Origin of the sequence: Erythrobacter neustonensis (assembly GCF_001663175.1) — a bacterium.
Classification (GTDB): Bacteria; Pseudomonadota; Alphaproteobacteria; order Sphingomonadales; family Sphingomonadaceae; genus Erythrobacter; species Erythrobacter neustonensis.
Window position 1 is genome coordinate 892,422 of the sequence record NZ_CP016033.1, and the last position, 22,122, is coordinate 914,543.

Below are 22,122 nucleotides of genomic sequence, written 5' to 3' on the forward strand. Positions count from 1 at the left end.
CCCTTTTGCGTTCATTCGGCAGGGTGCGGGGCCGCCACGATCCCGCGCGTGTCGTCGCCCGGCTGATAGGTCAGCATCCGCGAACGCAGCCACGGGCCGACGCGCTTTTCCAGGCCATCGGCAAGACTGAAGCCCGCGGGCACGATCAGCAGCGTGAGCAGCGTCGAGACGACCAGCCCGCCGATCACCACGATCCCCATCGGCTGACGCCACGCCCCGTCACCCGAAAGCGACAGCGCGACGGGCACCATGCCTGCGGTCATCGCCACGGTGGTCATCACGATCGGCTGTGCACGCTTGTGCCCGGCATCGAGGATCGCGGCGCGCTTGCCCACACCCTTGTTCATCTCCTCGATCGCGAAATCGATCAGCAGGATCGAGTTCTTCGAGACGATGCCCAAGAGCAGCAGGATCCCGATATAGACCGGCATCGAGTTGGGCTGGCCCAGCAGCCAGATCAGCAGCACGCCGCCCAGCGGCGCGAGCGCCAGCGACGTCATGTTGACCAGCGGGCTCATCAACCGCTTGTAGAGCAGCACGAGCACCGCGAACACCAGCAGCACGCCCGCGATCACCGCGATGATCAGGTTCTGCACCAGTTCGGCCTGCCATTCCTCTTCGCCCACCACGTCGCGGATCACGCCCACGGGCAGGTCCTGCAGCACGGGCAGCGCATCGATCTGCGCCTGCGCCTCGCCCTTCAGGACGCCGGCGGCCAGATCGGCGCCCACCAGCACGCGGCGGTTCTGGTTGTAGCGCTGGATCGCGGTCGGGCCCGAACCGAAGCTGATGTCGGCGACGCGGCTCAGCGGCACCGAACCACCGTTGGGCAGCGGCACGGGCAGGTTTTCGATCGTGGTGAAATCGGTGCGCGATTCCTCCGACAGGCGGACCACGATCGGGATCTGGCGATCCGACAGCGAGAAGCGCGCGGCGTTCTGCTCGATCTCGCCCAGGGTCGCGATCCGGATCGTCTGCGACAAGGCGGCGGTGGTGATCCCCAGTTCGGCGGCGATCTGACCGCGCGGGGTGATGATGATTTCCGGCCGGTTGAGGTCGGCGCTGATCCGCGGGGCGACGAGCGATCTGAGGCCCTTCATCTCCTCCACCAGCCGCGCGGCGGTCTGGTCGAGCAGCACCGGATCGGAGCCGGCGAGCATCACGGTCATGTCGCGGCCCGAACCGAACCCGCCCGATTGCGACTGGAACCGCACGCGGGCATCGGGGATGCGCGCAAGTTCAGGCGCAAGCTCGCGCTCGAAATCGACCGAGCTGCGGGCTCGGTCGGCGCGCAGCTTGATGAACACCGACGAGGTTTCGCCCTGCCGGATGCGTTCGAGCAGCCGTTCGACCTCGGGTTCCTGACGCAGCCGCGCGGCGACCGCGTTGACCACGCGCTTGGTTTCGTCGAGCGTGGTGCCGGGGACCATCTCGATCTCGACCCGGCTGTTTTCGTCGTCGATGGTCGGCTGGAACTGGCCGGGGATCTGGCCGAACAGCAGGATCGTCACCAGCAGCGACAGCCAGCCTGCGCCCAGCATCCAGATGCGGTGATCGTAGAACCGCGCGGTCAGCCAGCGGGTGTTCTGCGCAAAGCGGCTGTCACCGCCCGCGGGCGCCTCGATCGCCTTGAAAGCGAAATAGCCCGCAGCGAAGGCCGCAACCGAAACGAACAGCACGATCGCCACTTCGAACACCTTGGCGACGATCTTGTAGATCGCGGTGTTGGTATCAGACGAAACCGCAGCGGCGATCTGCTTGTCGATGCCGAGGCCGAGCAGCCCCTTCCACGCGCCGGTCACGGAACCGTTCGCCAGTTCGAACATGGTGAGCGCGGGCACCATCAGCAGCGCGATCACCACCAGCAGCAGCATCGGCACATAAAGCGCGCGGCGGCGCGGGCCGGTGAGGCCCGCACGGCGCACCGCCATCTTGCCGGTGTCGAGCGTCCAGGCGAGCACGCGCATATAGGCGTCGATCGCGCGGCCTTCGCCGTGTTCGGCGGCGCCGTGCGACTTGAGGAAATAGGCCGCCATCAGCGGGGTCAGCATGCGCGCGACCGCAAGGCTCATCAGCACCGCGACCACCACGGTGATCCCGAAGTTCTGGAAGAACTGACCCGACACGCCCGGCATCAGGCCGACCGGCAGAAACACCGCAACGATGCAGAAACTGGTCGCCACCACGGGCAGGCCGATCTCGTCGGCGGCGTCGATCGATGCCTGATAGGCGGTCTTGCCCATCCGCATGTGCCGCACGATGTTCTCGATCTCCACGATCGCATCGTCGACCAGCACGCCCGCCACCAGCGCCAATGCGAGCAGCGAGAGGAAATTGAGGTTGAACCCAAGCAGATCCATGAACCAGAAGGTCGGGATCGCCGACAGCGGGATCGCGACCGCCGAAATGAAGGTCGCACGCCAGTCGCGCAGGAAGATGAACACCACGATCACCGCGAGCACCGCGCCTTCGACCAGCGCCCACATCGAGGACTTGTACTGGCCGCGGGTGTAGGTCGTGCTGGTCGAGAACTTGATGAACTTGACGCCCTCGTTCTCGGCCTCGATCTTGTCCATCTCCTCGAGCGCGGCGTCATAGACCGTAAGGTCCGACGCGCCGCGCGCGCGGTTCATCAGGAAGTTGACGACCTCCTTGCCGCCGACTTCGCTGATCGAGGAACGTTCGGAATAGCCGTCGCGCACCTGCGCGATGTCGGCCAGGCGCACGGTGCGCCCGCCGCCAAGCTGCACCTGCGTCTGCGACAGCTGGAACGCGGTGTCCGAATTGCCCAGCACGCGCAGCGACTGGCGGGTGCCGCCAACCTCGGCAACACCGCCTGCGGCATCGAGATTGTTCTGCCGCAGCGCGGCGTTGATCTGCGAGGCGGTGACCCCGAAGGACTGCATCCGCGCCGGATCGAGGATCACCTCGATCTGCCGGTCGACCCCGCCGATCCGCTCGACCTCGGCCATGCCGGGGATCTTGAGCAGCCGCTTGGCGACCACATCGTCGACGAACCAGCTGAGCTGTTCGAGCGTCATGTCGTTGGCTTCGACCCCGACATAGCCGATCGGCTCGCCAACGACGTTGACCTTGCCGACCTGCGGTTCGAGAATACCGTCGGGCAAGCTGCCGCGCACCGATGCGATCGCGGTCTCGACCTCGTTCACCGCTTCGATCAGATCGGTGCCGATCTCGAATTCGACGAAGGTCATCGAACTGCCTTCGCGCGCGGTCGATTGCAGCGAATTGACCCCCGCGATCGAACGCAGCGCGCTTTCAACGCGCTGGGTGATCTGGTTCTCGATCTCGGTCGGGGAGGCGCCGGGCTGCGCGATATTGACCATTACCGCGGGGAAATCGACATCCGGGTTGTTGGTCACATCCATCCGCATGAAGCTGATGATCCCGGCAAACAGCAGTCCGGTGAAGAACACCAGAGGGATCACCGGATTGCGGATCGACCAGGCCGAGATGTCGCGTAGTGCCATATTGTCCTGCCTGTGGTTCGCCCTTGCGGCGGCCCTGCCGGTTGCGCCCCTTGTGAGGGCTGCGGCAGGGGGAATGCGTTACTTCTTGAGCGGCTGCGGGTTGACGGTTTCACCCGGATTCAGGAACCCGCCGGCGCGCAGCACCACCCGTTCGGTGCCGTTCAGCCCTTCGGTGATCGCCAATCCCTGTTCGGTGACCGCGCCGGTTTTCACCGCACGGCGCGTGGCCTTGTTGTCCTTGCCCACGACATAGACGAAGCTGCCCTGGGTATCGGCCAGCACCGCGCTTTCGGGGAGCACGGTCGCGCTGAAGCTGCCGCTGTTGATCCGCGCGGTGGCAAAGCCGCCGGGGCGCAGTTCGGGCGCGAAGCTCAGCGCGATGCGTGCGGTGCCCTGCCGGGTGGTCTGGTCGATCACCGGAGCGATCTGCCAGATCTGGCCGCTGAAGCTCTGTTCGGAGCCGGTCGGGGTGATCGTCGCTGCGGTGCCGACCGACAGCTTGGACAGCTGTTCTTCGGAAAGCTGCGCGAGCATTTCCATCTCGCCGCCGCTGGCGATCGTGAACAATGCGGGGCTGCCTGCGCCCACGGTCTGCCCGGGTTCCACCGCGCGGGCGAGGACATAGCCCGAGGCGGGCGCGAGGATGTTGAGCCGCTGGTTGCGCGCGCGCTGTTCGCCCAGCTGCGCCTGCGCCACCTTGACGCGCGCGACCGCGGCATCGCGGGTCGCGGTCAGACGGTCGACATCGGCCTTGGACACGAACCCGCGCGCGACCAGTTGGAGGGCACGGTCGAGATTGGCCTGCGCCAGATTGGCATCGGCGCGCGCGACATCGATCTGCGCGGCCTGCGCCTCGGCCTGACGGACCTGAACGCTGCGGTCGATCACCGCGAGCACCTGACCTTGCGAAACCCAGTCGCCCGCATCGACGGTGACGCTGATCACCTGCCCGCCTTCGCCGACCACGCCCACGGGCATCGGACGGCGCGCGGCGAGCGTGCCCGGCGCTTCGAATTCGCCCGCGACCATCGTGCGGCCGGGCGTCACCACCGTGACCGAGGGCGCCTGCGAATTGTCGTCGGCGACCGGCGCGGGCTCCTTGCCGACGAACACGAACCATGCCGCGATCGCGAGCAGCAGGCCGAACACGGAAAGCCCGCCGATGATCAGCCAGCGCGGGATCGCGGGCGCCGCCAGCGGGCGCGCCCCCGAAACCTCGGGCGCGATTTCGTCGCCAGCTTCGGACCTGATCGTCGTCTCGTAATTCATCGCCGTTCCCTCACTGGGGACGCCCCGCGCACTGCACGCGCCGCCCCCAGAGTGTATTATCTACATAAGTCACCAATTGCAACGCCTGATAGATCGGCGAGGCCAAGCCCGCAATCGGCGCATCGACGGGTGACTTCCGGCCTAGACGAAAGGCAGGAAAGGGAAAGGCGCAATCCGGCCGCAATCGGCCGGAAAGCCGGTCACCGCACGCGGCCGCGCTGGACGAGATTGAAGATGCCGAGCAGCACCACCGCGCCCAAGAGCGCGATCAGCATCCCGGTCAGCGAAAACTGCTGCACGCTGCCGCGCACGCCGAACAATGGCCCGGCAATCGCATTGCCGATGACCGAGCCGACACAGCCGACCACGATGTTGAGAATGATCCCCATCGACGCATCGCGCCGCATCACCTTGCTCGCCAGCCAGCCGGCGATCCCGCCGACGATCAGTGCAACAATCCATCCCATGATCTGTGATCCCCTTTGCTAAGCGCCCGGATGCAGGTGGCATCGGGCGCAGCCACGAGACTGGCACAGGGGTTCGCTGCAAGGCAACCCTGTTCGCCGGGCGGCCGCAGCGGCAGCGGGATCAGTATTTCAGCTGGCGCTCGTAGAGATCGCGGTAATGCTGGATCTTGGTGACGCGCAGGCCATGCATCCCCGAACGGTCGACCGCGCGCTGCCACGAGGCGAATTCCTCGAGCGTGAGGCCATAACGCGCCAGCGCCTCGTCGAGCGTCAGCAGCCCGCCATTCACCGCGGCCACCACCTCGGCCTTGCGCCGCACCACCCAGCGCTTGGTCTGGGGAGAAGGCAGGTCGGCAAGCGTCAGCGGCTCGCCGAGCGGGCCGATTACCTGTGCGGGGCGGATATCCTGATTCTCAATCATCACTTGTCTCTCGCAGCGCGGCGGGGCGCATCGGAAGGGGTCTGTCGCATCGTGTCCCGGCGGTTTGCATCACTGGCCTTGTCATGCACCTTCGGACCTTTCCATTGCCCTAAGGCATCGAGGTTAAAATCGGGTTCGTCATGATCTAGGAGCGCAAAATAGCTTGCCGCGGCATCGCCGAAGCTTGCTGCGGCCGCTTCGATCGGTGCCTGCGAATCGCTGCGCAGCAGGGCGCGCAGATCGCGCGCGGCGTTGAGCCTTGCGGTCAGCTCACTCCATTCGAGCGCACGCAGCGCATCGCCGCCGCGCCGGGCGGCGAATCGCGCCGGGGCCGTGACGCCCCCCGGATCGCGGGCGGAGGCGGTGAAATGCGCCGGCTGGGGTTTGGCTTTTTCGAACATCATTCGCCCTGATAGGCGCACGCATGTCAAAATCCGGTAAATCCCCCTTTTACCTCGGGTTAGGGACGGGAGCAGGCGATTTTGGCGCTGCCCGCGCACCACTGGCGCGCGGGCGGCGGCATCGCTATATGCGCTGGCATCCCATGGAAACCCCTGCCACCCTTGCCGCCGGCGCGTCCGCCGCCCTGCCCCTTGACCGCGAAGCCGCCGCCGCGCTGTTCGATCTGCCGCGTGCCGCGGCCGATTGCCGGATCGTGGTCGCGATGAGCGGCGGGGTCGACAGTTCGGTGGTCGCCGCGCTCGCCCATGCCAGCGGCGCCGAAGTGATCGGGATCACGCTCCAGCTTTACGATTATGGCGCCGCGACGGGGCGCAAGGGCGCGTGCTGCGCGGGCGACGATATCCGCGATGCGCGCGCCGTGGCCGACCGGCTGGGGATCGCGCATTATGTCTTCGACCACGAAAGCGCGTTCCGCGAGGACGTGGTCGAACAATTCGCCGACGAATATCTCGCCGGGCGCACCCCGGTGCCCTGCATCCGCTGCAACATGGGCCCGAAATTCACCGACCTGTTCCGGATGGCGCGCGAGTTGGGCGCGGATTGCCTTGCCACGGGGCATTATGTCCGCCGCGTGATCGCGAACCACGGTGCCGAACTGCATCGCGCCTTCGACCCCGCGCGCGACCAGTCCTATTTCCTTTACGGCACCACCGACGATCAGCTTGCCTATCTGCGCTTCCCGCTGGGCGGGATGCCCAAGCCGCAGGTGCGCGAACTCGCCGAGGCCGCGGGCCTGCGCAACGCCGCGAAGCCCGATTCGCAGGACATCTGCTTTGTCCCCGATGGCAATTACGCCGGGATTGTCACCAAGGTCCGCCCCGAAGGCGCCGCGCCCGGCAACATTGTCCATGCCGCGACCGGCGCGGTGCTGGGTTCGCACAAGGGGATCGTCCATTTCACCGTGGGTCAGCGCAAGGGCCTCGACATCGGCGGGCAGCCCGAACCGCTCTACGTCATCGGCCTCGACGCGCCGAGCCGCGAAGTGCGCGTCGGCCCGAAGCGGATGCTGGGGGTGAGCGCGGCACAAGTGACCGAAACAAACCGGATCGGCCCACTTCCCGATGGCCCGCTAACCGCCAAGGTTCGCAGTCTGGCCAAGCCCGTGCCCGTGACACTCGAAGGCACGCTGGGCGACGGCGCGGCGGTGACGATCCGTTTCGCCGCGCCCGAATATGGCGTCGCGCCGGGACAGGCAGCGGTGATCTATGCAGGCGACCGCGTGGTCGGCGGCGGGTGGATCGGCGCAACCGAGAAGGTCGCCGGTTAGCAGCGATGTGCGCGGGGTTTGCCGAGGGCTTGCCCCCTAGCAGACCCCCTCCAGACCCGGCTCGCCCTCCCCTTACCCGAATGTTTCACGTGGAAGCGAAGCTCTACGAAGTAGAAACATCGAGTCGGAGCCGCACCTCAACCCTCCCACGGCTCCAGCACGCAGCCATAGCCTTCGCGGTAGGTCGCTGTCGCCTTGGCCACCAGCGGGAAACGCGCGGTGACGCTGCGGGTCTCTTCGTCCTCGACCATCGTCACCAGCTCCATCCCGGCAACCTTGTCGCGCTTGCAATCCTTCAGATCGCGCCCCGCGACATAGCGGCACGAGCACCCCACCCGCGCCGAATAGGCCGCGGCAATTGCGCCATATCCGCGGATCGGTTCGCGGTAGGCATAGGCGGCAATTGCGACCGCTGCGGCAAGGATCGCGATGAGCCACAGGCCCCAGCGCGCGCCCTTGCGGGTTTGCGCCGCGCCGCGCGCGGGTGCGGATGATTTCGCCATTGCCAAGCCTTCATGCTTCGGGGAATGAGAGCGCGATGACCCTCCACAAAGCTGCCCTTAACCGCGCGCTCGGCCTCGCGCCAGCCCTGCTGGCACTTGCCGCCTGCGGCGCCGCCGCCCCTGCCGAAGCGCCCTTGTCCGATGCCGCCAAGGCCGCGGTGACGAAGGATGCGGGCGCGCCGAAGGACCAGCTTGCCCGCGCGATCGACGACCTGTTCACCGCGCCCGGCCTAGGCGATACGCGCGCGGTGGTGGTGATGGCGAACGGCAAGCTTGCCGCCGAACGTTACGGGCCGGGCTACGACAAGGACACGCGCTTCGTCAGTTGGTCGATGGCCAAGACCGTTACCGGCGTGCTGATCGGGATGCTGGTGTCAGACGGGCTCCTCGCATTGGACGCGCCCGCCCCCGTCCCGCTGTGGCAGCGCCAGGGCGATCCGCGCAGCGAGATCACGTTGCGCCACCTGCTCCAGATGCGCAGCGGCCTCCGCCACACCGAGGCGGGCGATCCGCCCTACGAATCGAGCGAGGTCAGGATGCTGTTCCTCGACGGGCGCGACAACATGGCCAAGTGGGCCGAGGAACAGCCGCTCGAAGCGGAGCCGGGCAAGCAGTTCGAATATTCGAGCAACACCAGCGTGATCCTCGCCGATATTGCCACGCGCGCGCTGACCACCAGCACCAAGCCCGAGGCGCGACGCAAGGCGGTGGCCGATTACCTCCAGCAGCGGCTGTTCGCCCCGCTCGGCATGACCAGCATGGTGCCCGAATTCGATGCCAGCGGCACGCTGATCGGCGGCAGCCTGATGCATGCCACCGCGCGCGACTGGGCCAAGCTTGGCGAATTCCTGCGCCGCAAGGGCGCCGCGCCCGGCGGCGAGCAACTGGTGCCGCAACGCTGGGTCGAAGCGATGGTGACGCCCTCGCCGCGCAGCCCGCATTACGGGTTCCAGATCTGGCTCAACCGCCCGGTCCCCGGCGCGCCGGCAGGCGAACACCCGCTGTTCCCCGACCGCGCGCCCGAAAGCGTTTTCAGCCTGATCGGCCACATGGGCCAATATGTGCTCGTCTCGCCCCGCCAGCGCGTGACTCTGGTGCGTCTCGGCCATTCGGACGCTGCCGAACGCCCGCCGATGCTGCAACAGGCGGCGGACGTCCTGGAGCTTTACCCGGAGTCTTAGGTTTCCGCACGCCATCCGGCGCGCGGTCCTCGCTAGACGCACAGCATAGCTGCGCCCGCTGCGGGCGCCCGTTCGGGCTTGCGGTCGCTGCGCGACCGATCAGAGATAGAACGCACCCTCGACCACGGTGACGCAGGGGCCGCCGAGCCATGCGCGGTCGCCTGCCAGCCGCAGCGTCAGATCGCCGCCGCGCGTGCTCGCCTGATGCGCGGTGAACTGCGTGCGGCCCAGCTTCTGCGCCCAGAACGGGGTGAGCGCGGCGTGCGCCGAGCCGGTGACCGAATCCTCGTCCACCCCGCCGCCGGGCACGAAGACGCGGCTGACGATATCGGTTGCATCGCCCGGCGCGGTGCAGATGAACTGGTCGCTGCCCAGCCGCTCGAGCCCGCGGATATCGGGCGCAAGCGCGCGCACCGCGGCCGCGTTTTCGAACAGGTAGATGTTGTAACCAAGCTCCGACCGCGCGACTTCGAACGGCGCTGCGCCCAGCAAGGCAATCGCCTCCGCCTGCCGCGCGGCAGTATCGGGCGCACACGGAATCGCGGGGAGCGCGAGTTCATAGCCCGCGCCGTCGCGCACCACTTCGAGGATCCCCGATTGCCGGGTGCGGAACGTCACCCGGTCCATCGCCTGCCCTTCGGCATCGCAGGTCAGCAGCACGTGCCCGCTTGCCAGCGTGGCATGGCCGCACAGCGCGATCTCGTAGGTCGGGGTGCACCAGCGCAGCTCCCAGTCGGCCGCACCGCTCGCATCGCGCACCACGAAGGCGGTTTCGGCGAAGTTGTTCTCCCCGCCGATCTTCACCAGCACATCGTCAGGCAACCATTCGTCCAGCACCATCACCGCTGCCTGATTGCCGCCGAAAGGCCGATCGCTGAAGGCATCGACGTGCCAATATGGAATTTTCTGCGTCATCGTCCGTGCCTCAAGGGTAAAGGAGCGTGTCGGCCCACTCGCCATCCGCCCCATCGCGGACGAATTCGCGCCGGTCGTGCAGCCGGTTGTCGCGGTCGATCCAGAATTCGATCCGGCGGGGGGAAAGCGTGAAACCGGTCCAGTGCGCGGGGCGCGGCACCTGGCCTTCGCCCTCGTGTGCGGCCCAGACTTGCTGCACCCGGTCGAGATACTCCTGCCGCTGTGCCAGTGGGCGCGACTGGTCGCTCGCCGCGCTGCCGACCTGGCTCTTGTAGGGGCGCGAGTGGAAATAGGCATCGGCGCGCGCGGGGCTGACTTCGACCAGCGGGCCTTCGATGCGGATCTGGCGGCGCAGGCTCTTCCAGTGGAACAGCAAGGCGGCCTGCATGTTGGCGCGGATCTGCTCGCCCTTGCGGCTTTCCGCATTGGTGAAGAAGGTAAAGCCCCCGCCCCCCATGCCTTCGGGATTCTCGCCCGCGCCGTGCCCCTTCAAAAGCACCATCCGCACCGAGGGCGCACCATCCGCCGAGGCCGTGGCCAGCGCCATCGCGTTGGGATCGTTCAACTCGCCCACCTGCGCAGCGGCGAACCATTCCTCGAACAGGGCAAAGGGATCGGCGCCGGCGGGCAGCACGCTGTCGGCAAGCTGGGCATCGTCGAGCGGGGTGGTATCGGACATGGGCGCTTCCTCGAAACGGCGGTGATTGCGGTGCCATAGTTACGCAGCACTGCCGGCGAAAGGCGCATGTGATGAACACGCGATTTCGCTCGGCACGGGCCGCACGCTTGCACAGGGCCGCTGTCTCACCTAGCTAACTCACCATGCGCGATCCTTACGTCATTCTCGGAATACCCCGCACCGCGTCCGACGCGGACATCAAGAGCGCCTATCGCAAGCTCGCCAAGGAGCTGCATCCGGACCGCAACAAGGACAATCCCAAGGCGGCGGAGAAATTCTCCGATGCGACCCGCGCCTATGATCTGCTGAGCGACAAGAACAAGCGCGCGCAGTTCGACCGCGGCGAGATCGATGGCGAAGGCAATCCGGCCAATCCCTTTGCGGGCATGGGCGCGCGCCCCGGTTACGGGCGCGGCGGCACCTATGGCGCGGGGCCGGGCGGCCCGGGCGGCGCAGGGCCGGGCGATTTCGGCGGCTTCGGCGGCGACGATGTCGATCTGGGCGATCTGTTCGAAGGGCTGTTCGGCGGGCGCAAGGCGCAGGCGCAGGCCGGCGCGCGGCGCGGTTTCGGCCGCCAGCCTCCGCCGCCCCCGCCCCGGCGCGGCGCGGATATCCAGTACCGGCTCGCAGTGCCTTTCGTCGATGCGGCTACCGGACGCGATCAGCGGATCACGCTGGCCGATGGCAAGGCGATCAACCTCAAACTGCCCGCCGGTGTCGAGGATGGCACGATAATGCGCCTCAAGGACAAGGGCCACCCCGGCACCGGCGGCAATGGTGACGGGATCGTGATGGTCGAAGTCGGCACGCACCCCTTCTTCCGGCGGGAGGGCGACAATATCCGCATGGACCTGCCCGTCACGCTCGACGAGGCGGTGCGCGGCGCGAAGGTCAAATGCCCCACGGCCGATGGCGCGGTGATGCTGACGGTGAAGCCCGGCACCTCCAGCGGCACGGTGATGCGGCTGGCAGGCAAGGGCTGGACGAAGAAGAACGGCAAGACCACCGGCGGCGCGCCCGAACGCGGCGACCAGCTGGTGACGATCGAAATCCAGTTGCCCGCCGATCTGGCGGCGCTGGAACAGCGGCTCGACGGGTGGGTCGATACTGCGCGCCCGCGGGAGAAGTTCGGCCTCTAGCGCCGGGCGAACACGATCATGGCCCTGCCCTTCTCCCTCGCGCGTCTCCCCGCCCGCACATGGCCGGTGACGCGCAAGGTGCTGATCGATACCTTCAACGACGGGTTCATCCACGCGGGCAACCTTGCCTATCTGTCGATGCTGGCGATCTTCCCGTTCTTCATCCTGGGCGCGGCGCTGTTCGATCTGATCGGCGGGCGCGAGAATGCCGAGGCGCTGATCTTCAACGTCGCGCGCGCCATGCCATCCTCGGTCGCGACCACGATCGTTCCCGTCGCCGAAACGGTCATCGCCGCACGCTCGGGCTGGCTGTTGTGGCTGGGCGGGCTGGTGGCGCTGTGGACCGTGTCGAGCCTGATCGAGACGATCCGCGATATCCTGCGCCGTGCCTACGACACCAAGTCGGGCAGCAGCTTTTTCAAGAAGCGGCTGATTTCGATCGGGCTGATTCTGGGGGCGGTGGTGCTGCTGATGCTGTCGCTGTTCGCGCAGGTGATGATCGGCGGCGCGCAGGAGATCATTCAGACCACGGTGCCCGAATTCGCCACGCTGATCGGCGCGCTGCGCCTGTCGCGGATCGTGCCGGGGATCGGCCTTGCGGCCTCGCTGTGGATTTTGTTCGTCACGCTGACGCCCAAATCCTATCGCGGGCGGCAGTGGCCCAAATGGCCCGGCGCACTGTTCACCACGCTGTGGTGGCTCGCGGTGTCCGCCGCGCTGCCCGTGGTGCTGCGCAGCGCCTTTGCCTATGATCTGACCTATGGCAGTCTGGCGGGCAGCATGGTGACGCTGCTGTTTTTCTGGCTTGTCGGGCTGGGCCTCGTTATCGGCGCGGAATTGAATGCGGCACTGGCGGTCGAGGGGCGCACCCCCACGCCCGAACCCGCCGCCAAGGAGACGACGGAATGAACGGACTGATGGCAGGCAAGCGCGGCCTCATCATGGGCCTTGCCAACGACAAGTCGCTGGCGTGGGGCATCGCCAAGAAGCTGGCCGAACACGGCGCGCAGCTGGCCTTCTCCTATCAGGGCGACGCGCTGGCCAAGCGGGTGATTCCGCTCGCCGCCGAACTGGGCAGCGATTTCACTTTCGAATGCGACGTGTCGAGCATGGATTCGCTCGATGCGGCCTTTGCTGCGCTGAAGGAACGCTGGGACACGATCGATTTCGTGGTCCACGCGATCGGCTATTCGGACAAGAACGAACTGCGCGGAAAATATGTCGACACCAGCCTCGACAACTTCCTCAACACGATGAACATCTCGGCCTATTCGCTGGTGGCGATCAGCCAGCGCGCGGCGGCGATGATGCCCGAAAGCGGCGGCGCGATCCTGACGCTGTCTTATTACGGCGCCGAAAAGGTGATCCCGCATTACAACGTCATGGGCGTCGCCAAGGCGGCGCTGGAGACGAGTGTGAAATATCTCGCCAATGATCTGGGGCCGCGCAATATCCGTGTCAACGCGATCAGTGCAGGCCCGATCAAGACGCTGGCGGCAAGCGGGATCGGCGATTTCCGCTACATTCTGAAGTGGAACGAATACAACGCGCCGCTGCGCCGCAACGTCACGATCGAGGATGTCGGCGGTGCGGGGCTCTATCTCGTGTCCGATCTCGCCTCGGGCGTGACGGGCGAAACGCACCATGTCGATGCGGGCTATCATGTGGTCGGCATGAAGCAGGAAGACGCACCCGACATCGCGCTCGCCTGACCGGGCGTGCGCACCGTCCTTGTCACGGGGTCTGCCGGGTTCATCGGCTATCACCTGTCGGCGCTGCTGCTGGCCGAGGGGTTCCGCGTCGTCGGTTATGACGGGATGACGGACTATTACGATGTCCGGCTGAAACAGCGGCGCCACCAGATGTTGCTACAGCATCCGAATTTCTCCTGCACCGAGGGGCTGCTGGAGCATTTCGAGACACTGCACGCGCTGGCGCTCGCGGAAAAGCCCGATGTGATCGTCCACCTCGCCGCGCAGGCGGGGGTGCGTTACAGCCTCGAAAACCCGCGCGCCTATGTCGAAGCCAATCTGGTGGGCGCGTTCAACGTGATGGAATGCGCGCGCGAGCTTGGCGTGGATCATCTGCTGATGGCCTCGACCTCGTCGGTCTACGGCGCGGAAACCGACATGCCGTTCCGCGAAGCGCAGAAGGTCGACACGCCGCTTACGCTCTACGCCGCGACCAAGAAGGCGAACGAGGCGATGGCGCATTCCTACGCGCACCTCTGGAACCTGCCGACCACGATGTTCCGGTTCTTCACGGTCTACGGGCCCTGGGGGCGGCCCGACATGGCGCTGTTCAAGTTCACCCGCGGGATCCTCGAAGGCACGCCGATCGACATCTACAACGACGGCGCGATGTACCGCGATTTCACTTACGTCACCGATCTGGTGCGCGGCATCCGGCTGCTGATCGATGCCGCCCCGGTGCGGCCCGAGAGCGCGGAGGACATCGCGGAGGGCGACAGCCTTTCCCCGGCTGCGCCCTACCGCGTGGTCAATATCGGCAATGGCGACAAGGTGCGGCTGCTCGATTTCGTCGAGGCGATCGAGGCCGAATGCGGGCGCGCCGCGATCCGCAACTACCTGCCGATGCAGAAAGGCGACGTCCCTGCGACCTGGGCCGATGCCGCGCTGCTCAGGGCGCTCACCGGCTACGCCCCGCAAACGCCGTTTCGCGAAGGCGTGGCGCAGTTCGTCGCGTGGTACCGCGAATATTACGGGGTGTGAGGCTTACTTGGGCGGCGCGGGCAAGGCGCCCTCGCCCGGAAGCTCGGCCTGCCGCTCGCGTTCCAAACGCTGCATGTATTCGCGCTCGATCATCTCGACGCGGCTCTGTTCTTCCGCGGCATCGGCGTCGATCGTCGACAGACGTTCGGCGCGCGCCTGCTCGATCAGCAGACCGAAGCGCACCGCGTCAGCCTCGGACTTGTCCTTGTAGGCGGCTTCGATGAACTTCTGGTTGCATCCGGTGAAACCCCCTGCGCCCGCGGGCGAGCAGCTCATCGTGCCGAAATCGCCGACATATTTGATTTCCTCGACCTGCCGCGCGCGCGCGCGGTTGGCGGGATCGTCCGAATAGCGCAGGTTGGTGGGGATGCGGTAGCGGTCTTCCTGGACGAGGATTTCGCACACCACAACCTCGCCCGGCTGCGCCACGGGGCATTCGGCCGGATCATAGGCGATCACCATGTTGACCTTTTCGCCTGCGCTCTGCGCGACGGCCGGGACCGATCCGGCACCGATCGCGGCAAGCGCGCCGAGAACGGCAAGCGGGGCGGAGGCGAACAGATGCTTCATGGCGGACGGTAATCCTCTATCGGGGCGCGGGGCTGGACAAAACCATGCCCCCGGTGCTGCGGCCTTGTCTAGTCCCGGGGGGCTGAACCGGGTGTGAAGGCAGGACAAACCCGCCGCCTGCCGGCAATGTTCCGGCGTCGGGGCGGGCCGCCGCCCTTCAGACCCGCTCGCTGACTTTGATCGCGATCCGGCAGCCCAGCCGGATCACCCCCGACAACAGCGGATAGGCCGGCGCGCGTTCGGCGCCGTGGGCGAAGGCGGCATCGCGGTGCTCGCGCTCTTCCTCGCGGAATTCGGCGATCATTTCGGCAAGCTCGGGGTCGGCCCCGGTCGCCTCCAGCGCGTCGAGCTGATCCGAATAGTGCTTGTCGATCTCGGTCTCGACCGCGGCGGTGCAGGCCATCGCCGCCTCGGGGCCGAGCAGCGCGGTGCCTGCACCCAGCACATAGCCTGCCGCCGACCAGATCGGATGGAGCGCGGTCGGGCGCACGCCCCGTTTGGCCATCAGCGCATCGAACTTCGCGCGGTGCACGGCTTCCTGGGCTGCCATGTGCCGGATCTCGGCCGATTGCGGCCCGCGGTCGCCCATTACGGCAAGCTGGCCTTCGTAGATGCGGGTCGCGCCGAATTCGCCGGCCTGGTCGACCCGGATCATGCGGTGGATGTCTTTGCGGTCCATCATCGGCTCCTTGAAAGCAGTCTCACTTGCGATACGCGGCGAGCGCCACGATGGCCGCACCCGCCACGCTCGAAATCAGGAAGTTGAAGCCTGCAAGGCTGATTCCGCCCAGCGTCCACGGCGCGACATCGCAGCGGATCAGCGGCGCGGCGTTGAAATCCATGATGTCGACGCCCGCACCCGGCTTGGAACAGGCGGTGATGCCTTCCCACCAGCCATATTCGACCCCGGCATGGAACCCGCCGATCAGCCCCGAGGTCAGGATCGCCAGCCCCGCCAGCGCCGTCCACACCTGCGGCGGTTTGGCGACATAGGCGATCACGCCCAGCACCAGCGCGGCAAAGTGCGGGTAACGCTGCCACCAGCACATCTCGCACGGGTAGAGCCCGAAGGCATATTGCCCCACATAGGCCCCGCCGAGCAGTGCAGCCGGGACCAGCACGGCGAGCATCCGCGCCTTTGCAAGATTGTCCATCAACGCTGTCCGGTTACGGCTTGGCCGCAGGCTGCTTGCCAGGGCGCAGTGCCACGGTGCTGCGGGTGGTGCGGCGCAAGGTTTCCATCGCGTAGTTCAGCTGGAAATCCTTGATGCCCTGCTTTTCCAGTTCGGCGGCGGTCAGCTGGAAGCGCGGATCGGCGATCTTGTCGGCCTCCATCTGCTCGTCCTTCATGCCAAGCTCGTTGATCAGGTGGCCGCGCAGATCGCTTTCGCGGGTCTGGTATTTCTGGCGCAGCACATAATCGGGATCGGAAATCTGCGGCACCATGATGTCGGGCTTGATCCCGCCTTCCTGCACCGAACGACCCGCGGGCAGATAGTAGCGTGCGGTGGTCAGCTTCAGCGCGGCATCATTGCCCAGCGGCAGCAGCGACTGCACGCTGCCCTTGCCGAAGCTCCGCTCGCCCATCACCAGCGCGCGGCGGTGGTCCTGCAAGGCGCCCGCGACGATTTCCGAGGCCGAGGCGGAGCCGGCATTGATCAGCACGATCATCGGCACGCCTTCGGCCATGTCGCCGCGATAGACGGTCTCGGCATCGTAGAGCATCGTTTCGCCGCGCGCGCGGCCACGCTGGCTGACGATCCGGCCATTGGTCAGGAACAGGTCCGACAGCGCGACCGATTCGTCGAGGCTGCCGCCGGGATTGTTGCGCAAATCGAGCACCAGACCGGCGATCTTGCCGCCCGGCGCCTTCTTCTTGAGCGCCTGCCATTCGGCGAACACGTCCGCGCCAACATTGGCGCTGAATTCGTTGACCGAAATCATCGCGATATTGCCCGGCGCCAGTTCCGAGGTGACCGGTTCCAGCTCGATCACGCCGCGCATCACGTCGAGTTCGAGCGGCGCATCGCGGCCCTCGCGGAAGATCGTCAGCCGGATCGAGGTGCCCTTGGGCCCACGCATCTGCGCGACCGCATCATCGAGCTTGGTATCGACGATCAGCTTGCCGTTGAGGTGTGTGATGAAATCGCCAGCCTTGATCCCGGCAGTTTCGGCCGGGCTGCCGCGGAACGGCGAGATCACCTTGACCGCGCCATCCTCCATCACCACCGACAGGCCGAGGCCAGAGTACTTGCCGTCGATCATCGTTTCGAGCCGCTGGAGATCGCTCCCGTCGAGATAGGCCGAGTGCGGATCGAGGCTGGCGAGCATCCCGTCGATCGCGCCGCGGATCAGCTTTTCATCGTCGACTGGCTCGACATAGCTCGCCTTGACCCGCTGGAAGACCGCGAACAGCTTGGCAAATTCGGGCCCCGCGCGGCCATCGACCTGCGCCATCGTGGCGGTGGTCGCCGGGATCAGCGCGATGGCGGTGACCAGCGCTGCACTGTGGAGGAGAGCGGCAAACTTCATGGGTGGCAAGGCTCCTTAAGGCGGCCAATGTATAGGTTCGGCCGCATGAACGCCAGATAACTCGTGCGCCTTGGCAAAGCCCGCAAGGCGGGACAGATCAGCGCAGATATTGCAACGGATTGACCGGCTTGCCCGCACGGCGCAGCTCGATCGTCACCGGCACCGCGCCCCCGCTGGCGCGGCCGATCGGCGATCCGCCGATCACGCCCGCACCCACCATCACATCGACCCGCGCCAACCCTGTGACAAGGCTGGTCCAGCCGCCGGGATGCTCGATGATGACGATCCGCCCGAACCCGCGATATTCGCCCGCAAAGGCCACCCGTCCGCTCGCCGGGGCGACGACCTGCGCCTGGGCGGCGGGCGCCAGCGTGAGCCCGGTCGAGGCCAGCCCGCTTGTCCGCCTTGCGCCGAAGCCGACCAGCGTGCGCCCCTGCACGGGCAGCTGGAAATCGGCCGGTGGCGGCGTGGCGGCGGGGTCGGCGGCGGCAGGCGCGGGCTGCGATGGCAGCGGCGCGGCCAGATCGGCCGGGCGCAGGATCGGCCCGGGCAATGCGGCCAATTCGCTGCGCAGCCGCGCAACCTCGCCCAGCTTGTCGACCAGCCCGTCGAGATCGCGCGCGTCCTCTGCCAGTGCGAGCGCGCGTTCGGCTTCGCGCAGCGCCGCGCCTTGCGCGCTGCGCGAGGCGGTGCGCTGCTGCTGTTCGAGCGCGGCAAGCTGGGCGCGGCGGCCCCGCAGTTCGGCCTCGCTGCCCTGCAACTGCGCGAGCGCGGTTGCGGCCTGCCGCTCGAGCGCGCGCCCGCGTTCGAGATCGCGGCGCAGGCTGGCGGTGCGCGCCGCGATCTGCGGCACCGCGCTCGCCATCACCGCGCGCACGTGGACGACATCGGCAAGCGATCCGGGTTGCAGCGCGGCCAGCGCGAGCGGACGGCGCGCCGCGGTCTGGAGCGCGGCGGCAAGCCGGGCGGTGGGTTCGCGTTTTTCGGCCAGCCGGGCGGACAGAGCGGCGCGGCGGCTGCGCGCGATCGTCAGCCGCGCGCGGCTCGCTTCGATCTCGGCTTCGGCCTGCTGGATCCGCGCGGCGAGCGCGGCGGCCTGGCTTGCGGTTTTCTGCGCGGCTTCGGTGGCGCTGTCGGCGGCGCGGGTAAGTCGCGCGGCGCGACTTTCCGCAAGCCGGCTTTCGCGGGTCGCGCGGGCGAGCGCGGCCTCCGCCTCGGCGGGATCGTCAAGCGCAATGACCGGGGCGGCGTGCGGCAGACGCGGCATCGCGAGCGTCAGCGCTGCCGCCACGCCGATCACCGCGCCCAATATCAGGATTGTTCGCCCCCGCATGGCGCCGTCATGCCCGATGATAGGGATGTCCTGCAAGGATCGTGGTGGCGCGGTAGAGCTGTTCCATCAGCATCGCGCGCGCGATCATGTGCGGCCAGGTGGCGGGGCCAAAGGCGAACAAGAGGTCGGCCGCGGCGCGCTCGGCATCGGAATGCCCGTCCGCCGCGCCGATCATGAAGCGGGTCTCGCGCACCCCGTCATCGCGCCAGCGGCCCAGCAGGACGGCGAAGCTTTCCGAGGACATCGCCTTGCCGCGCTCGTCGAGCAGCACGGTGCGGTGCGGGGTGATGGGCTCTGCCACCTTGCCTGCGCCGGTGTCGGGCCATTCGGTGATCTTGACGGGCCACGTCAGCCGCTTGGCATAGCGATCGACCAGATCGCCCTCCGGCGACCGTCCGATCTTCCCGCGCGCGATGATGTGGAGGAGAATAAGCGCCACCCTAAGCAAGACAGAGCGATTTCGGGGCGCGCTGCGCCCCGCGAGCGCACGCGCGCGAGCCGCAGGCGCTCGAGCCCGCAGAGCTCGAAACAGCGCCGAGGACGGGGGCGCGAAGGTGCCCCCGCAACAATAACTAATTCCGACCCTGCATCGACGTCTCCGACCCCTCGAAGCTCCACATGCGTTCGAGGTTGTAGAACGTGCGCACTTCGGGGCGGAACAGGTGGACGACCACGTCGCCCGCATCGATCAGCACCCAGTCGGCGGCCGGCAGGCCTTCGACGCGCGCATGGCCGAAGCCCGCATGCTTGATCTTCTCGGCCAGCTTCTGCGCCATCGACGCGACCTGACGGGTCGAACGGCCGCTGGCGATCACCATGTGATCGGCGATCGAGCTTTTCCCTTCGAGCGGGATCGAGACGATTTCCTGCGCCTGATCGTCGTCGAGCTGCGCCATCACGAGCGCGTGCAGGCTATCGGCGCCCATGTCAGCGCGCACCAGCGAGGGTGCCTTGGCGGCGGCTTGCACTGCGCCCAGCGGCAGCGCCGCGGCGAGGGCTTCGGGGATCGGCAATCACAATTCTCCAGAGTTCGGGGCGATGAAGCCAGCACGTCCGCACACCGGCAAGCGATGCAGCCGAGCCACGCAAACCGCGCCTCATGCAGCATCCTCTGGCCGGACAGTACGGAATGTCAGCCGATCGCGCAGCGGCACATCTCGATCCGGCCCGAGCAGGGCCTCGGCCCAATCCGCATTGGCACGGCGGATCGCCGTGGCCGAGCGGTGGTCTGGATCGAAACGCAGTAACACCAGTGCCGGTGCGCTCCATTGCCCCCGTTTCCGAATGCTGGCACCAGACACACGATAGCGCCTGAACCAGACCATGGCGGGGCTCGTCATGGCGCCCGCATCATAGCCCGGACGCGCAATAACCGCAATCGGCATTGTCCGCGCGATCCGGCGCCAGTCCTTCCAGCGGTGAAACTGCGCCAGATTGTCCGCCCCCATCAGCCACACGAAGCGCCGCTTGGGATAGCGCCGGACAAACTTTGCCAGCGTGTCGGCGGTGTAGCGCGTGCCCAGTTGCTGCTCGATCGCGGTGGGCAAGATTCGCGCGCGCCGCGCCTGCCGGCGGGCGGCGAGCAGCCGCGCTTTCAGGGGCGCCATCCCCGCCTTGGGCTTCAGCGGATTGCCGGGCGAGACCAGCCACCACGCCTCGTCCAGCCCCAGCGCATCGATCGCAAACAGCGTGATTCGCCGGTGCCCGCCATGCGCGGGGTTGAAGCTCCCGCCGAGCAGCCCGGTCAGCACGGCGGCGCTCAAGGCCGCGTCTGCCCCGCCCCGCGCACCTGCCACTTGTAGGTCGTCAGCCCCTCCAGCGCGACCGGCCCGCGTGCGTGCAGCCGCCCCGTGGCGATCCCGATTTCCGCGCCGAGCCCGAATTCGCCCCCGTCGGCAAATTGCGAGGAGGCATTGTGCATCACGATCGCGCTGTCGACTTCGGCCAGAAAGCGTTCGGCAGTCTCCGCATCAGCGGTGACGATCGCATCGGTGTGGCCCGAAGAATGGCGCGCGATATGCGCCAGCGCATCCTCCAACCCGTCGACCACCGCGACCGACAGCACCGCGTCAAGATATTCGGTGTCCCAGTCCTCGTCGCTCGCCGCGATCACCCGGCGGTCAAGCGCGGCGGCGCGCCCGTCGCCGCGCACTTCGCACCCCGCATCGATCAGCGCGGCGACCAGCGCCGGCGCTGCGGGATAGGCCGAATCGATCAGCAGCGTTTCCATCGCCCCGCAGATGCCCGTGCGGCGCAGCTTGGCGTTGACCGCGATCCGCTCCGCCATCGCCGGCTCGGCAGCGTGGTGGACATAGGTGTGGTTGATCCCGTCGAGATGCGCGAGCACGGGGACCCGCGCATCGGCCTGCACCCGCGCGACAAGGCTCTTGCCCCCGCGCGGCACGATCATGTCGATGAGGCCGCTCGCGGTCAGCATCGCGCCGACACAGGCGCGGTCCTGAGAGGGGACAAGCTGCACGGCTTCGGCCGGAACGCCGCCAGCCACCAGCCCTTCGGCCAGCGCGGCGTGGATCGCGGTGTTCGAATGCACCGCCTCGCTCCCGCCGCGCAGCACCGCAGCATTGCCCGCGCGCACGCACAAGGTGGCGGCATCGGCGGTGACGTTGGGGCGGCTTTCGTAGATGATCCCGATCACCCCGATCGGCACGCGCACGCGGCTCAGCGCAAGGCCATTGGGCCGCGCTGCCGTATCGATCACCTGCCCCACCGGATCGGGCAGCGCCGCGACCGCCGCGACCGCATCGGCGATTGCGGAAAGCCGCGCTTCGTCGAGCATCAGCCGGTCGAGCATCGCGCCCGACAGTCCGCGGGCCTCGCCCGCCGCAAGATCGCGCGCATTGGCTGCAAGCACCGCGGGCGCGGCGGCGCGCAAGGCATCGGCGGCACGCACCAGCGCGGCGGCACGCGCGTCGCTCGAAAGCGCGGCAAGCTGGCGCTGCGCCCTGCGCGCGGCCTGCGCCAGCGTGGTCACAAGTGCTGAGGGATCAGCGGGCGCGGATGCGGTTGCAATCGTGGTCATGGCCGCGTTCTAGCAGGCCGCAAACACCCTGTCAGGCCACAAGGCGGGTCGAGTCGCCGGCACCCGAAGCCTGCCCGAACCCGCCCGTTTTGGCGTTTCATCGCGATTCGCTGTCCACTCG

At 67.4% G+C, this 22,122-nt stretch carries 23 protein-coding genes; 6 read left to right on the top strand and 17 right to left on the bottom strand.

Annotation, left to right across the window (positions count from 1 at the left end; genetic code table 11):
* Window positions 1-11 precede the first annotated feature (11 nt).
* The 5 genes from A9D12_RS04190 to A9D12_RS04210 form a co-directional block, all read right to left on the bottom strand.
* A complete protein-coding gene (locus tag A9D12_RS04190; protein ID WP_068350074.1) occupies window positions 12-3,491 on the bottom strand; it encodes an efflux RND transporter permease subunit in 3,480 nt (1,159 codons plus the stop codon).
* A gap of 78 nt (window positions 3,492-3,569) precedes the next feature.
* Window positions 3,570-4,760: an efflux RND transporter periplasmic adaptor subunit gene (locus A9D12_RS04195; RefSeq protein ID WP_068350076.1), complete on the bottom strand. Its 1,191-nt coding sequence runs from the start codon at window positions 4,758-4,760 to the stop codon at window positions 3,570-3,572.
* Between the two features lie 200 nt (window positions 4,761-4,960).
* Window positions 4,961-5,227 carry a GlsB/YeaQ/YmgE family stress response membrane protein gene (locus tag A9D12_RS04200; RefSeq protein ID WP_068350078.1) on the bottom strand — a complete coding sequence of 89 codons (267 nt, stop codon included), beginning with the start codon at window positions 5,225-5,227 and terminating at the stop codon, window positions 4,961-4,963.
* Window positions 5,228-5,348: 121 nt separating this feature from the next.
* Window positions 5,349-5,648: a CtrA inhibitor SciP gene (sciP, locus tag A9D12_RS04205; RefSeq protein WP_068350083.1), complete on the bottom strand. Its 300-nt coding sequence runs from the start codon at window positions 5,646-5,648 to the stop codon at window positions 5,349-5,351.
* Window positions 5,648-6,148 carry a hypothetical protein gene (locus A9D12_RS04210; RefSeq protein WP_197489877.1) on the bottom strand — a complete coding sequence of 167 codons (501 nt, stop codon included), beginning with the start codon at window positions 6,146-6,148 and terminating at the stop codon, window positions 5,648-5,650. Before A9D12_RS04210 ends, sciP begins: the two co-directional genes overlap by 1 nt.
* Before the next feature lie 44 nt (window positions 6,149-6,192).
* On the opposite strand from A9D12_RS04210, the gene mnmA reads away from it, so the two are divergent.
* Window positions 6,193-7,377 (top strand): tRNA 2-thiouridine(34) synthase MnmA, encoded by a 1,185-nt coding sequence (gene mnmA, locus A9D12_RS04215; protein WP_068350087.1) that lies wholly within the window; start codon window positions 6,193-6,195, stop codon window positions 7,375-7,377.
* Between the two features lie 137 nt (window positions 7,378-7,514).
* Here the strand turns inward: mnmA and A9D12_RS04220 are convergent, their stop codons facing one another.
* The gene (locus A9D12_RS04220) at window positions 7,515-7,880 is read right to left on the bottom strand and encodes a hypothetical protein (protein WP_068350089.1); all 366 of its coding nucleotides are present in this window, start codon (window positions 7,878-7,880) and stop codon (window positions 7,515-7,517) included.
* A gap of 35 nt (window positions 7,881-7,915) precedes the next feature.
* On the opposite strand from A9D12_RS04220, the gene A9D12_RS04225 reads away from it, so the two are divergent.
* On the top strand, window positions 7,916-9,061 hold the full coding sequence (locus A9D12_RS04225; RefSeq protein WP_068350090.1) for a serine hydrolase domain-containing protein: 1,146 nt from the start codon (window positions 7,916-7,918) through the stop codon (window positions 9,059-9,061).
* 99 nt (window positions 9,062-9,160) lie between these two features.
* On the opposite strand, the gene A9D12_RS04230 is transcribed toward A9D12_RS04225, so the two are convergent.
* Window positions 9,161-9,976 carry a PhzF family phenazine biosynthesis protein gene (locus A9D12_RS04230; protein ID WP_068350092.1) on the bottom strand — a complete coding sequence of 272 codons (816 nt, stop codon included), beginning with the start codon at window positions 9,974-9,976 and terminating at the stop codon, window positions 9,161-9,163.
* 10 nt (window positions 9,977-9,986) lie between these two features.
* Entirely contained in the window at window positions 9,987-10,655 is a 669-nt protein-coding gene (gene pdxH, locus A9D12_RS04235; protein ID WP_068350093.1) for a pyridoxamine 5'-phosphate oxidase, read from the bottom strand.
* Window positions 10,656-10,798: 143 nt separating this feature from the next.
* Here pdxH and A9D12_RS04240 point away from each other — a divergent pair, with 143 nt between their 5' ends.
* From A9D12_RS04240 to A9D12_RS04255, 4 genes are read left to right on the top strand one after another with little or no spacing between them, the layout of a single operon-like run.
* Window positions 10,799-11,794 carry a DnaJ C-terminal domain-containing protein gene (locus A9D12_RS04240; protein ID WP_068350094.1) on the top strand — a complete coding sequence of 332 codons (996 nt, stop codon included), beginning with the start codon at window positions 10,799-10,801 and terminating at the stop codon, window positions 11,792-11,794.
* An 18-nt stretch (window positions 11,795-11,812) separates the two neighbouring features.
* On the top strand, window positions 11,813-12,703 hold the full coding sequence (locus A9D12_RS04245; protein ID WP_068350097.1) for a YihY/virulence factor BrkB family protein: 891 nt from the start codon (window positions 11,813-11,815) through the stop codon (window positions 12,701-12,703).
* A complete protein-coding gene (gene fabI / locus A9D12_RS04250; RefSeq protein ID WP_068350100.1) occupies window positions 12,700-13,506 on the top strand; it encodes an enoyl-ACP reductase FabI in 807 nt (268 codons plus the stop codon). The genes A9D12_RS04245 and fabI overlap by 4 nt, the downstream gene beginning before the upstream one ends.
* 6 nt (window positions 13,507-13,512) lie before the next feature.
* Complete coding sequence (locus tag A9D12_RS04255; protein WP_068350102.1) at window positions 13,513-14,526, top strand: NAD-dependent epimerase/dehydratase family protein; 1,014 nt, start codon at window positions 13,513-13,515, stop codon at window positions 14,524-14,526.
* A gap of 3 nt (window positions 14,527-14,529) precedes the next feature.
* Here A9D12_RS04255 and A9D12_RS04260 read toward each other — a convergent pair whose 3' ends face one another.
* From A9D12_RS04260 to A9D12_RS04300, 9 genes are all read right to left on the bottom strand, one after another.
* A complete protein-coding gene (locus A9D12_RS04260) occupies window positions 14,530-15,096 on the bottom strand; it encodes a hypothetical protein (RefSeq protein WP_068350103.1) in 567 nt (188 codons plus the stop codon).
* Between the two features lie 157 nt (window positions 15,097-15,253).
* Window positions 15,254-15,775 carry a demethoxyubiquinone hydroxylase family protein gene (locus tag A9D12_RS04265; protein WP_068350104.1) on the bottom strand — a complete coding sequence of 174 codons (522 nt, stop codon included), beginning with the start codon at window positions 15,773-15,775 and terminating at the stop codon, window positions 15,254-15,256.
* A 22-nt stretch (window positions 15,776-15,797) separates the two neighbouring features.
* Complete coding sequence (locus tag A9D12_RS04270; protein WP_068350105.1) at window positions 15,798-16,250, bottom strand: disulfide bond formation protein B; 453 nt, start codon at window positions 16,248-16,250, stop codon at window positions 15,798-15,800.
* A gap of 13 nt (window positions 16,251-16,263) precedes the next feature.
* Complete coding sequence (locus A9D12_RS04275) at window positions 16,264-17,628, bottom strand: S41 family peptidase (RefSeq protein ID WP_068350108.1); 1,365 nt, start codon at window positions 17,626-17,628, stop codon at window positions 16,264-16,266.
* 97 nt (window positions 17,629-17,725) lie between these two features.
* Window positions 17,726-18,961: a murein hydrolase activator EnvC family protein gene (locus A9D12_RS04280; RefSeq protein WP_068350111.1), complete on the bottom strand. Its 1,236-nt coding sequence runs from the start codon at window positions 18,959-18,961 to the stop codon at window positions 17,726-17,728.
* Between the two features lie 7 nt (window positions 18,962-18,968).
* Entirely contained in the window at window positions 18,969-19,391 is a 423-nt protein-coding gene (locus A9D12_RS04285; RefSeq protein WP_068353616.1) for a 23S rRNA (pseudouridine(1915)-N(3))-methyltransferase RlmH, read from the bottom strand.
* Between the two features lie 142 nt (window positions 19,392-19,533).
* Window positions 19,534-19,887, bottom strand: coding sequence for a ribosome silencing factor (gene rsfS / locus A9D12_RS04290; protein WP_156522912.1), 354 nt, complete (start codon window positions 19,885-19,887; stop codon window positions 19,534-19,536).
* Window positions 19,888-20,058: 171 nt separating this feature from the next.
* Complete coding sequence (locus tag A9D12_RS04295) at window positions 20,059-20,724, bottom strand: nicotinate-nucleotide adenylyltransferase (RefSeq protein WP_068353622.1); 666 nt, start codon at window positions 20,722-20,724, stop codon at window positions 20,059-20,061.
* A complete protein-coding gene (locus tag A9D12_RS04300) occupies window positions 20,721-22,001 on the bottom strand; it encodes a glutamate-5-semialdehyde dehydrogenase (RefSeq protein WP_068350113.1) in 1,281 nt (426 codons plus the stop codon). Before A9D12_RS04300 ends, A9D12_RS04295 begins: the two co-directional genes overlap by 4 nt.
* Window positions 22,002-22,122: the final 121 nt, after the last annotated feature.